This window comes from Oceanobacillus chungangensis (assembly GCF_003369565.1).
Classification (GTDB): Bacteria; Bacillota; Bacilli; order Bacillales; family Amphibacillaceae; genus Oceanobacillus; species Oceanobacillus chungangensis.
Map to the genome: position 1 here is coordinate 233,801 of NZ_PIOD01000006.1, position 12,689 is coordinate 246,489.

The following is a 12,689-nucleotide window of genomic DNA, read 5'->3' on the forward strand; positions in this document are numbered from 1 at the left end:
TATTAGTTGAATTGATAATGGTTAGGAGAATGAATAAAGTGAGTTTACATGTCGTATTATTTCAACCAGAGATTCCGGCTAATACTGGTAATATTGGAAGGACTTGTCTAGCAACTGATACTTCCTTGCATTTAATCCATCCACTTGGTTTTTCTACGGATGACAAGATGCTGCGTCGGGCTGGGTTAGATTATTGGAAAAATGTAGATGTTAAGGAATATGCTTCAATGGAAGAGTTATATCAACAATATCCAAATGGTGAATTTTATTATATTGAAAATTTCGGTACAAAACATTATACCGATTATGATTTTAGCAATCATGAACAGGATATATTTTTTGTGTTCGGTAAAGAAACTACTGGGATACCGAAAGATTTATTAATTGGGAAAGAGGATAAATGTCTCAGAATCCATATGAATGATAAAGTACGGTCACTTAACCTTTCAAACACCGCTGCAATCATCCTGTACGAAGCGCTTCGTCAACAAGGATTTCCAACTCTTACGTAAACTAGAATGGTGTTTTATAAAAAATGCTTCTAGTAAATGAAGGATGATGTAGTAGTTGATATATTTTGTGATGTCGGTTCAATGCAACTAACCTTTTATAAGACCTAAAAAGACCACCAAACTCGTTATTATTAGCTGGTGGTCTTCTGCATATTAAGCATAAAAATATAGATTCTGTTATTGATTTTTCTTAGGCACTCCTGGTTTTGCTTCATAGCCAGCAGTAAAGTCAGCAATGATAAATGTAATAATGACGCCAAATATTAACGCTAGTTTCATCCGTAAATCCTCCCTCATATCAATATGTACCAATGAGCATATTTACCAATAATAACCCCATTATAACTAATAATAGTCATAAAAGAAACAGATAAATATGAAAATTGCGCTTGAATTGAGATAAATGGCATAGAGAAAGATTAGAATAATTCTTTTCTTATACAAATATTGAACACTATCTGAAAATAAGGTATATTAGAATGTGTAGGGGCAGTCTATAATATTGATACAAATATTAACCGTTTACATAACGGGAAATGACATTATGGAGGTAGACATCGTGGTAGTAGAATTTGGAGAATCTACTAAAAGATTCTGGGAACAGTTTTATGGACCGAATAAAGGGTATATTGAACAGCAATATGATTTATACAAACAGAATCCAGACTCTGTTGAGGCTTCAATCAAAGAAATTTTTGATACATATGGTGCGCCTGTATGGATGAATCAAAACCATATTGTCCAAAATACTTCCGGAATACTAGACACATTAACAATGCATACTGCAAAAAAGCTCTCCTCAGCATTGAAACTTGTTGAGGCTATTCGTCGTTTTGGTCACCTTACTGCAGATATCTATCCAGTCGGTAATTATAAGGATTCGGGCGAAACGAAATCACTTGATCCTGAATCATTTGGATTAAGTGAAGAAGATTTAAGGAGTATTCCAGCTGGATGGATTTGGGAGAACGCACCTGGGGATGTTGAGAATGGTCTGGATGTTGTTAATACATTAAAGAAATATTATACAGGTACAATTACCTTTGAGTATGATCACGTAAATAATGATGAAGAACGTACATGGTTATTTGAATTGATTGAATCAGGAAGGGCTCGACTAGAAATATCACCTGATGTTCGTAAACGGATATTAGAGCGTTTGGCGCATGTAGAAGGCTTTGAGGACTTCTTACAGAAAACCTTTGTTGGACAGAAACGATTTTCAATCCAAGGATTAGAAGCAATGGTGCCGATGTTGGATCAAATCGTGAATGATGCAATTTCTGATAAAGTGGAAAATATTATGATGGGAATGGCACACCGAGGTCGTTTGGCTGTACTTGCTCATGTTTTAGGAAAGCCATATGATCGAATCTTTTCTGAATTCCATAGTTCGCCGAACAAGGAATTAATTCCTTCAGAAGGTTCGAGGGGCATTAATTATGGCTGGACTGGGGATGTTAAATATCACTTCGGGGCTAAAAGAGAAGTGAAAGAAGGCGATGAAACGACAAGGATAACACTTGCACATAACCCATCCCACTTGGAATTCGTAAATCCAGTTGTAGAAGGATTTACACGAGCGGCCCAAGATGATCGTTCCAAGAGGGGAAATCCAGTCAGAGATGTAAATAAAGCGTTTTGTGTTGTAATTCATGGTGACGCAGCATTTATCGGTGAAGGTGTTGTTGCTGAAACATTGAATCTTAGCGGATTACCAGGCTACAATACTGGAGGAACCGTCCATATTATCGCGAACAACCTATTAGGTTATACAACCGATAGAGAGGATGGTCGTTCGACTCGGTATGCAAGTGACATGGCTAAAGGATTTGAAATTCCGATTATTCGCGTAAATGCAGATGATCCTATTTCATGCATTTCGGCAATTAAGATTGCATATGAATACCGGAAGAAATTCAATAAGGATTTTCTTATCGATCTTGTTGGCTATCGCAGGTTTGGTCATAATGAAATGGATGAACCTCGTACAACACAGCCGAAGCTTTACCAAGAAATTGATAATCATCCAACAGTGACAGAAGTGTTTGCAAAAGCACTAGAGGAACGAAATATCATCGGTGCAGATTATTTGAATGAGGTAAAAGAAAGTATCGAGAAGGAATTACGTGATATTTTTACGAATATGCAGGAAAATGATACCGTTGAAACTGAGGTCCTGAATATGCCGAAAGAGCTATTGGGAGATCTTGATATATATGAAACAGCAGTAGATTTAGAATCATTAAAAGCTTTAAATGAAGGTCTGCTAAAACGCCCTGAAGGATTTAATGGTTTCAGAAAAACGGAGAAAATTCTAAAACGTCGAGAAGCTGCGTTTGAAGAGGGGAATAAAGCGGACTGGGGTACAGGAGAAGCATTGGCATATGCATCGATTATTAAAGATGGCGTACCAATTCGCTTCACTGGACAAGATTCAGAACGTGGTACATTTGCACATAGGCATGCTGTCCTCAATGATATTGAAACAGGAGAAAAATATTCACCATTTCATGGATTAGAGGAAGCAAATGCTTCATTTGAAATACGTAATAGTCCTTTATCAGAGGTAGCTGTATTAGGATTTGAGTATGGCTATAGTATTCAGTCTCCGGAAACCTTAGTAATTTGGGAGGCGCAATTTGGTGATTTCGCAAATGTTGCGCAAATAATCTTTGACCAATTTATTGGTGCTGCAAGAGCGAAATGGGGAGATAAATCAAATCTGATTGTTCTATTACCACATGGATACGAAGGGCAAGGACCAGAGCATTCTAGTGGTAGACTGGAAAGATATTTACAAATGGCTGCGGAGAATAATCTGATTATTACCTATCCTTCATCATCTGCCCAGTTTTTCCATTTGCTTCGCAGACAGGCGGCTATGGGGGGGCATGATGAGGCAAGACCATTGGTTGTAATGACACCAAAGAGCAGTCTCATTCGAAATCAACGCGTTGCGTCAGCAGCAGAAGAATTTACTGAAGGAAAGTTTGAACCATTAAAGAATCAACCGAACCTAGAAATTAATAAGGAAAGTGCGAAACGGTTATTAATTGGTAGTGGTAAAATAATGGTTGAGATTGAAGAAGCAATTGAAGACTCAGCAGAAAATTATGATTGGTTACGTGCATTACGTCTTGAACAAATTTATCCGTTTCCTAAAGAGGAATTAGAAAAGGTAATGAATGAATTACCTAATATTGAAGAAATTGTTTGGGTACAAGAAGAACCGAAAAATATGGGTGCATGGGATTTTGTGGAAAATTATTTACAGGAGCTTTTAAAAGAAGGGCAGAAATTGCGTTATATTGGGCGTCCAGACCGGTCAGCTCCTGCTACGGGCTTACCTAATGTCCATAAATATGAACAAAATCTAATTATACAACAATCAATCAAGTTTTCAGAAGGGGGAAATTCAAGTGCAGGAAATTAAAGTACCAGAACTCGCAGAATCGATAACAGAAGGTACAATTGCAGAATGGTTAGTTCAAAAGGGAGATAAGGTCGAAAAGGGTGACGCAATCGTTGAACTTGAAACAGATAAAGTTAACGTGGAAGTGAATTCTGATTTTGCGGGTGTCATTATGGAAATAATTCAAGGAGAAGGTGAGGATGTTCAAGTTGGTGATGTCATAGCAAAGCTTGATGAAAATGGAACATCCGGTAGCGAATCTTCAGAGAATGATCCAGAACCAGCAAAAGCAGAAGTTGTAAAAGAATCTCCTGCTTCTGATGCAAAAGAAGAAATAGTGAAAGAAACTGAAAAACAAGAAGATAGTGCAACTAAAGGTGATGTTATCGCCACGCCAGCAGCAAGAAAGCGTGCACGTGAGCTTAATATTGATTTAAGTGCAATTAGCCCACGTGATCCACTTGGTCGCGTTCGTCCAGATGATGTAGAAGCACATGCTTCAGTTGCTAATAATAAAAATGAACCGAAGCAAGCGAAAAAAGAAGAAGCAAGCAACCCAGAGCGTAAAGAATTTGAAAAGCCCGTAGAACGCGTGAAAATGACACGTCGCCGTCAAACAATCGCGAAAAATCTAGTAAATGTACAACAAGAGGCTGCAATGCTCACAACCTTTAATGAAGTAGATATGTCAGCAATTATGAAACTGCGCAGTGAGAGAAAAGAGAATTTCATCAAAAAACATGGTGTGAAGCTTGGCTTCATGTCCTTCTTTACAAAAGCAGTTGTTGGTGCGCTGAAAGAATTCCCGCTTCTTAATGCAGAAATTCAAGGTTCGGAGCTTGTTATAAAGAAATTCTATGACATTGGGATTGCAGTTTCAACGGATGATGGTTTAGTTGTCCCAGTAGTACGTGATGCTGATCGCCTTACATTCGCGGGGGTTGAGAAAGAAATAGCTAACCTTGGTGAAAAGGCACGTGATAATAAACTAGCATTAGGTGATTTACAAGGTGGATCATTTACGATTACAAATGGTGGTACATTCGGATCCATGATGTCTACACCAATTTTAAATGCACCTCAGGTTGGCATTCTTGGAATGCATAATATTGTGAAGCGTGCAGTTGTCATGCCAGATGACACTATTGAAGTGCGTCCGATGATGTACTTGGCAGTTTCCTATGATCATCGGATTGTTGATGGAAAAGAAGCAGTTAGTTTCCTAGTACGGATCAAACAGATGCTGGAAGACCCTACTGATTTATTATTAGAAGGTTAATAAATAACGAATATGATAGAACCTCAATTTGTAAGTTATCGAATTGAGGTTCTATTCTTTTTTTTTGAATTAATCAACAATTATGGAGGATATATCAGGATACAGCTCGATAAATCAGGAATCAGGACTGTATATCTTGATCCAGCACGGGAAAACATGAATCACGTCCACGCAATCATGATTCAATGAATATGCTTTTAACGAAAAGGGATTTCTAACCTTAAAATGCAAAAGTATTTCTTGATTTTAGAATTCCTTCATTGCAAAACAGAATAAAAACGAATAATATATATAAGGTTGATTATTTAAATTCGGAAAGTATGGTGTTTAATGTGAAGGAATTCTTTAAATTAAAAGAAAATAATACGAATATCCGAACAGAACTTTTCGCAGGGCTAACGACATTTATGACAATGGTATATATTGTATTTGTGAACCCTGCAATATTGTCTAGTGCGGGTCTACCTTTTGACCAAGTATTTATGGCGACTGTTATTTCGGCTATTATAGGATCATTAATAATGGGACTATTTGCTAATTATCCGATTGCGATTGCACCAGGTATGGGCTTAAATGCATATTTTGCTAGTGTAGTTGCCACACAAGGTCTTTCCTATCAGGTTGTTTTAGGAGCGGTATTTCTAGCAGGGATACTCTTCTTATTATTAAGTTTAACTAAATTACGGGAATTACTCATACAGTCGATTCCTGCATCACTTAAGTACGGAATTACTGCTGGAATCGGCTTATTTATTGCCTTTGTTGGATTAAGAAATTCAGGTTTAATCGTGCCGAATGAAGCGAATATGGTTGGTTTAGGTGATATAACGGATCCGATGATAGTTCTAACGATAGTGGGACTTTTTATTACATTAATCCTTTACGTGTTAAAAATAAAAGGAGCTTTATTTTTCGGTATGCTTCTCACAGCAATTATTGCTCTCTTCACGGGACAACTGAGCTATGAAGGTATTGTCTCAGCACCACCATCTCCTGTGTTCTTTGATATAGATATTGCCGGTGTATTCACAAATGGACTCTATACGGTAATTATTGCCTTTCTATTAGTTACTTTATTTGATACAACTGGAACTATGATCGGTGTTGCAGAGCAGGCGGGATTCTTGAAGGATGGAAAAATGCCACGTGCAAAACAGGCATTACTAGCAGATGCGACAGCGACTACAGTAGGTTCAATGTTTGGGACAAGTCCATCTACAGCATTTATTGAGTCTACATCAGGTGTTGCAGCTGGTGGTAGAACGGGATTAACATCTGTTGTTGTTGCAGTCCTATTCGGGCTATCGCTTTTCTTTACGCCAATTATCAGTGTTGTAGCTAATGTGCCAGCGATTACGGCTCCAGTACTAATTATTGTAGGTAGTTTTATGATGCAAGGCTTAGCAAAAATTAATTGGAAAGCATTTGATGAAGCATTTCCAGCTTTTATCGTGATCCTGTTGATGCCTCTTACTTCTAGTATAGCAACTGGGATTTCAGTTGGGTTTATCACATATCCAATATTAAAATTAGTATCTGGTAAAGGTAAGGAAGTGCACTGGGTACTGTATGTTTTTGCACTCATCTTTATCATTCAAATGATATTCTTTCCGATGAGTTAAAAGAACTATGTAGCAGAAGTATAAGCTTCTCAATTCATGGGTGGATTTATTTTAGCACATTGATAGAAAGAGCCTATGATAAACTCCATAAAAATAGGGTATAACTAAACTATATTATATAATAATTGGATTTACTTGTTCGAAATATAAGGGAGGCTAAATGCTTGGGTATTGTACTAGGAGTACTTGCGATAATCGTGACATTAGGAATTTCATATTTAATGTCAAATGACAAGAAAAATGTAAACTTTAAGAGTCTTGGAATTATGCTAGTATTGCAGCTTCTAATTACATGGTTTATGTTTTCCACGACGATTGGACAAGTAATTATTAATGGTATTTCTGCTTTATTCAATAAATTAATTGAGTTTGGTAGAGCGGGGATAGACTTTATCCTTGGAGGAATCGAAGTTGGAGAAGGCGGCGTTTTCTTCTTCAATGTATTACTATTAATTATCTTTTTTGCAACGTTACTATCTGTGCTAACGTATTTAAAGATCCTGCCATTTATTATTAAATATTTAGGTGGACTAGTTTCAAAAGTTACAGGATTACCTAAGATAGAATCTTTTAATGGAGTGAATAGTATTTTCTTTGGTCAGTCTGAAGCATTAATTGCAATCCGCTCCCAGTTTCATCATTTAACTGCAAACCGATTATTTATCGTAAGTGCGTCGGCAATGAACTCAAAAACAGTTGGGATCTTAACAGTATTCTTAACTAGCTTTGCAAACTTTTCTTCGATTGGTATTATGGCGGGAACAGTAAAGGGTATTGACGACAAGAAGGCTGCGATAGTATCACGATTTGGGCTTAAGCTGTTGATTAGTGGAATCTTAACATCGATATTATCTGCAACAGTAGTAGGGCTTTTCTTATAGGGTAGATTAAAAGTGAGGGGAAGTTATGCCCCTCACTTAATTTGTTTTCTAATATTCTTCTGTAAATAAAGCAGTCTCCATAATAATGCAATTGCACCACAGCTTAAGCCTGTAATAATTCCTACCCAATACCCGAACGGCTCCAGTCTGGTGTAATTCGCTAAGATCCAACCAATTGGTAAACCGATTACCCAATAAGAAATAAGTGCAATTACGAGTGTCATGTTTACATCCTTATAACCTCGTAGTGCACCTTGGATTGGGGCACCGAAGGCATCCGCTAATTGATAAAATACCGCGAAAACAATAAATTCTGTTGTTAATTGGATTACTTCAGGCTCTGAATTATATAGTGCAGCAACAGGCTCTTTTAATACTAATAATATTACACCATTAAGAATTGCAAAAAAGATTGAGCCGCTTATCCCTATATATCCAAAGGTACGCGCGTCCTTGTAGCGCTTTGCTCCAACCTCGAAGCCAACTACGATAGTTAAAGCCATGCCAACGCTTAGAGGTATCATATACAATAAGCTAGCAAAACTGATTGCAGCTTGATGTGCAGCAATCGTATAAGTGCTATAGACACTCATGAGGATTGTAACTGCTGAGAAAATACTTGTTTCGAAAAACATTGCAAATCCGATAGGAAGCCCAATTTTCAACTGTTCCCACCAAGCTGATAAATTAGGGATTGACCAGCTTGAAAATAAATTAAAGCTACGGAATGGTTGAAGACGCTTTATAATTGCCATTGCTATAAAGCAAACGAGCCAATAAGTTAGTGCAGTAGCTATTCCAGAACCAATTCCACCAAATGCGGGTAAGCCAAGCTTTCCAAATATAAGAATATAATTTAATACAATATTAATCGGTAATGAGATTAACATGATAACCATCGAAAGTCGAGTTTGACCGAGCGCATCGATAAAGTTTCTTAGCGTATTAAAAATGAAAAGTGGTATAATACCTGCACCAAGAGAAATAAGATAATATTTAGCAACATGGCTTACATCACTTTCTAAGTCCAACATATTTAATACTGGAGTAAGTAGTAAACCTCCAATTATGATAACAATAAGTGCAATTACAATGCTTAAGTAAATCCCTTGATGCATATTCTTCTTAATTTTATTTGTTTCCTTTGCCCCAGTTAATTGCGCGATGATTGGCGTAATCGCTAAAAGGATTCCATTAATGCCAGTAGAAATAGGGAGCCACAAGCTAGAGCCGATTGCGACACCGGCCAGATCGATTGCCCCGAACCGTCCAGACATAACGGTATCAAAAAACGTCATTAGGTTTAAACTTACCTGTGTAATAAGTATGGGAATTAATATTGTAATAAATAGTTTTACTTTTTGCCTTATCAATAATGTTTCATACATGATGCTCTTCCTTTTTCAATTGTTTTCTAATAGGATAGAGAGAGTAATCTATTAGCATAAAGATTATTATAACTTGGTAGTTGAGAAAGTTCAAAAACTTTCTTACTACATAAGAGCAACTAAAGTTGTCACATGCTTCGTGACAACCAAGTTTTCTAATAATATAGTATTTGTGAAAGAAAGGAAGATCAAAACATGAAAAACAAGCGAATTCTCTTCACTGGTGGAGGAACGGCAGGACATGTAATTGTTAACCTGGCACTGATACCGGTGTATCAAAATAATGGTTGGGAAATTGATTATATCGGTTCACATAATGGAATAGAGCGAGAACTAATCGGTCAGCTTGATGGTGTTACATATCACCCAATTTCAACTGGGAAGCTTCGTCGTTATCTATCGAAGGAAAATCTGAAGGACCCTTTTAAAGTGATGAAGGGAACGATGCAAGCTTTTCGAATTATCGGTAAGCGAAAGCCGTCGATTATCTTTTCAAAGGGTGGGTTTGTGTCTGTACCTGTTGTGATGGCAGCGAAGCTACGTGGTGTACCTGTTGTTATTCATGAGTCCGATTATACGCCAGGACTTGCTAATAAGCTTTCCATTCCATTTGCAAAGAAAGTACTTGCAACATTTCCAGAGACAATGAACTTCTTACCAGAGAAAAAAGCTGAATATGTCGGCGCTGTTATTCGTGATGAACTTTTCCAGGGAAATAAGGAGAAGGGACTAACTATTTCAGGGTTAACAAAGGAAAAACCAGTACTGCTTATTATGGGTGGCAGTGGCGGATCACATAAAATCAATGAAACAGTTAGGACGAGTTTACCAGAGCTATTATCCCACTTTCAGGTCATTCATATTTGTGGAAAGGATAAGGTGGATTCTACTATTCATGAAAAAGGCTACGTTCAGTTTGAGTATGTAAATGAAGAGTTAAAGGATATTTTTGCTGCAACTGATTATGTTTTATCACGAGCAGGATCAAATGCAATCTTTGAGTTCTTAGCCTTACGTATTCCAATGCTGCTAATACCATTATCTAAGGAAGCGAGTCGTGGAGACCAAATAATTAATGCGAACTCTTTTGAAGAGAAACGCTATGCGCGTGTGATGGAAGAAGAAAACTTAACGAAGGAAACCTTAATTCACGAACTCACACAATTAAAAGAATATGCATCGATTATGAGCGATCATATGGAGAAATATAAAAGTGAAAAAGCTCGTGACCGTGTCATTGAGATATTAGAAGAAGTAGGCAGATAATGATTAGTTGGAAAATCCCATTGTTTTACAGATGCAATGGGATTTTTTATCTTTACCGATAAATTTTAGTCAACAGAACCATGTCTAGTGATGGTTGTTTTTACGTTGAAATTGACTTTGATTGTTGGATATATTTCATGCCACAATTCGTCAGTTAATTTTCCATTCTTTTGGTGTGTACGATAAATTTTACCGTATCCAAATGTATCGCCATTCATTTTTTGAATCCGCGCAAGAACTCCCTTTGCGTCAGCTTCAATTTTCTTATTTATCTCTTTTTCCAGTAATTTCAAGGATTTATCATTATTTAAATCTACCGGCTCTGATAACTCTAATAGATTTACATCTAGCCATAAATCCGTCTGAAAGACGTTGTTTTTATTATCAATCAAAGATGTGTCTACTTTTGATTTTACTAGTCCTAAGGCGATGTTTAATTTATCTGTACTTTTTGTTGTATCAGTATAATTCTTTAGATATTTTTCAAATGGTTTCATTGGTAGTAGCAATTCAAACTTCTCGTTCCTAACCGTTTCTTCTAGTATTTTAAAAAGCAAAAGATAGTTTGACTCAATTTCACCGACTAATTTATCGTCTCGTAGTATTGCAATCGATCTTATTTTCGGTATGCTATCTTTTATTTCAATAATTGGTAACGCTGGATCAACACCAATATCATAATATTTACTTAAGAAGGTTTGTAAGGTTACACGAGGCAAAAAATGGTCTTTTGCATTCTCTTTTATTAATCCATGTATATGTTCGCCAACATTATTTGAAATACTTTGTTCTTTTGTCGTTAATACTTCTTTTGCAGTGGGAACACTAATTGCTAAATACATCGAATCAGGAAGTCTTGCATCACGGTTCAATGTATCGAGATACGGAAAAATCCCTTTTTTTGCTAGTTCCATTCCATATAACTCCAACTGTATTTTTCCAGCTACTAATTCAAAACGTGATTCTAAATTTGCATTCGCTAATGCCCCTTTTATTGTTTTTCCCTTTCCGAATACTGGGTTAATCACGATTCCTTCTGGCTTCGTGAACTGGAAGATCATAAGGGTGGTCTCAATCTCACTGTTTTCTAACTGATCGGTGCCACGACTTGTAACAACCGAGAGTTTCTCAATTTGCTTTGATTGAACACAACTGCCAAGTGTTAAGCAAATCATAATCAAGAGTAAACAATGTAATGTTTTCAATTCTTTTCATCCTCTCGTTGTCTTCGCCATTTCTTCTTAATTAGTACAATTGGTAGAAGGAATAATGGATAAACAAAAAGAAGCCAAAATCCAAATTGTGCAATTGTATCGGTAATCATGGTAACCTGCTTATCGTGTTGAATAAAAATAATCAAAATCAGGACCATAATAGAAGCAATATATAATGTGGACTTTTGTGAAACATTATAGATCCTCTTCATTCCATAGGTCATTCCCCACATCAGTAAAACTAGATTTGGTAAAATTACCATTATCCACTCAAAGATAATAATATTATCCAAGCGTTCAATAAACGAGTAGGAAACATTTTTAAACAAACTTAATGTTGGCCAGTCGAGGTCGGCTAGGTCCACTGGACTGAAATAGCCGATAGAAATTACTGTCACAAGCAATAGATTAAAAATGGTATAACCTAGACCTAAAAACAAAGGCAATTTTATTTTATCTTTGTTTTGGATGAATGGATAAAGAATGAATAATAGTTCAAACCCGGAAATAGAATAGGTTGTTGCTTTCGTTCCTTGTAATATTTCTGGAAAAGAGGCTTGAAACATGGGGCTAAAATGACTCCAATCCATTCTTGAAATCGGATCATATAGTAGGAACAATATCCATTGCGTTAAGATAACGAAGAAAAATATCATGCCGACTATTGTTCGAATACCACCGAGTACGCAATATGCAATTAAGATAATAAATAATAACCCCAAAATAAAAGAGGAAATAGTAGGAAATAGATACACTTTGATTACTTCAATGTAATTCAATAAAATAGAAAGCAGGTTAACAAAGAAATATAGGATATAGATCGTTCCAAACAATTTACCAATCCATTTTCCAAATATATCTACTTGTATCCCAAAAATATCTGCATCCTCATATTGTTTTAAAATTAGAAGCATTACAGATACTATTATTATCAATAAAATATATGCTAATAAAATCGCGACCCATGAATCTTGTTTAGCCTCAATAAAAATATATTTTGGTGCTCCCATTATTCCAACCCCAGTTTGCACGCCAAACATAATAAAAAATAAATAAAAAGCAGGGAATTGCAAATGGGCTTTTATGTTGCTATTTATTTCCATCCGAATCAC

General features: G+C 36.4%; 9 protein-coding genes. 6 read left to right on the plus strand and 3 right to left on the minus strand.

What is annotated here, in order from left to right; genetic code table 11:
* Positions 1-38: 38 nt before the first annotated feature.
* The 5 genes from trmL to CWR45_RS07245 all read left to right on the plus strand — a co-directional run bounded on the left by trmL (position 39) and on the right by CWR45_RS07245 (position 7,709).
* Entirely contained in the window at positions 39-512 is a 474-nt protein-coding gene (gene trmL, locus CWR45_RS07225; RefSeq protein WP_115749187.1) for a tRNA (uridine(34)/cytosine(34)/5-carboxymethylaminomethyluridine(34)-2'-O)-methyltransferase TrmL, read from the plus strand.
* 559 nt (positions 513-1,071) lie between these two features.
* On the plus strand, positions 1,072-3,948 hold the full coding sequence (locus CWR45_RS07230; RefSeq protein ID WP_245975373.1) for a 2-oxoglutarate dehydrogenase E1 component: 2,877 nt from the start codon (positions 1,072-1,074) through the stop codon (positions 3,946-3,948).
* Positions 3,935-5,206 carry a 2-oxoglutarate dehydrogenase complex dihydrolipoyllysine-residue succinyltransferase gene (odhB, locus tag CWR45_RS07235; RefSeq protein WP_115749189.1) on the plus strand — a complete coding sequence of 424 codons (1,272 nt, stop codon included), beginning with the start codon at positions 3,935-3,937 and terminating at the stop codon, positions 5,204-5,206. The genes CWR45_RS07230 and odhB overlap by 14 nt, the downstream gene beginning before the upstream one ends.
* Positions 5,207-5,526: 320 nt before the next feature.
* Positions 5,527-6,828 (plus strand): NCS2 family permease, encoded by a 1,302-nt coding sequence (locus CWR45_RS07240; RefSeq protein WP_115749330.1) that lies wholly within the window; start codon positions 5,527-5,529, stop codon positions 6,826-6,828.
* 164 nt (positions 6,829-6,992) lie between these two features.
* Entirely contained in the window at positions 6,993-7,709 is a 717-nt protein-coding gene (locus CWR45_RS07245; RefSeq protein WP_115749190.1) for a Na+ dependent nucleoside transporter N-terminal domain-containing protein, read from the plus strand.
* A 32-nt stretch (positions 7,710-7,741) separates the two neighbouring features.
* Here the strand turns inward: CWR45_RS07245 and CWR45_RS07250 are convergent, their stop codons facing one another.
* Positions 7,742-9,097: an MATE family efflux transporter gene (locus CWR45_RS07250; RefSeq protein ID WP_115749191.1), complete on the minus strand. Its 1,356-nt coding sequence runs from the start codon at positions 9,095-9,097 to the stop codon at positions 7,742-7,744.
* Positions 9,098-9,292: 195 nt separating this feature from the next.
* Here CWR45_RS07250 and CWR45_RS07255 point away from each other — a divergent pair, with 195 nt between their 5' ends.
* Positions 9,293-10,363, plus strand: coding sequence for an undecaprenyldiphospho-muramoylpentapeptide beta-N-acetylglucosaminyltransferase (locus CWR45_RS07255; protein ID WP_115749192.1), 1,071 nt, complete (start codon positions 9,293-9,295; stop codon positions 10,361-10,363).
* A 65-nt stretch (positions 10,364-10,428) separates the two neighbouring features.
* Here CWR45_RS07255 and CWR45_RS07260 read toward each other — a convergent pair whose 3' ends face one another.
* Together CWR45_RS07260 and CWR45_RS07265 are read right to left on the minus strand one after the other, a co-directional pair.
* Positions 10,429-11,568 (minus strand): Ger(x)C family spore germination protein, encoded by a 1,140-nt coding sequence (locus CWR45_RS07260; RefSeq protein ID WP_115749193.1) that lies wholly within the window; start codon positions 11,566-11,568, stop codon positions 10,429-10,431.
* Positions 11,565-12,680, minus strand: coding sequence for a GerAB/ArcD/ProY family transporter (locus CWR45_RS07265; RefSeq protein WP_115749194.1), 1,116 nt, complete (start codon positions 12,678-12,680; stop codon positions 11,565-11,567). The genes CWR45_RS07260 and CWR45_RS07265 overlap by 4 nt, the downstream gene beginning before the upstream one ends.
* Between the last annotated feature and the right edge of the window lie 9 nt (positions 12,681-12,689).

Excerpts from the sequence above, each read along its gene's own strand:
- CWR45_RS07240 (WP_115749330.1), top strand. The coding sequence starts at position 5,527 with ATGGTGTTTAATGTGAAGGAATTCTTTAAATTAAAAGAAAATAATACG.
- CWR45_RS07250 (WP_115749191.1), bottom strand. The coding sequence starts at position 9,097 with ATGTATGAAACATTATTGATAAGGCAAAAAGTAAAACTATTTATTACA.
- CWR45_RS07255 (WP_115749192.1), top strand. The coding sequence starts at position 9,293 with ATGAAAAACAAGCGAATTCTCTTCACTGGTGGAGGAACGGCAGGACAT.
- CWR45_RS07265 (WP_115749194.1), bottom strand. The coding sequence starts at position 12,680 with ATGGAAATAAATAGCAACATAAAAGCCCATTTGCAATTCCCTGCTTTT.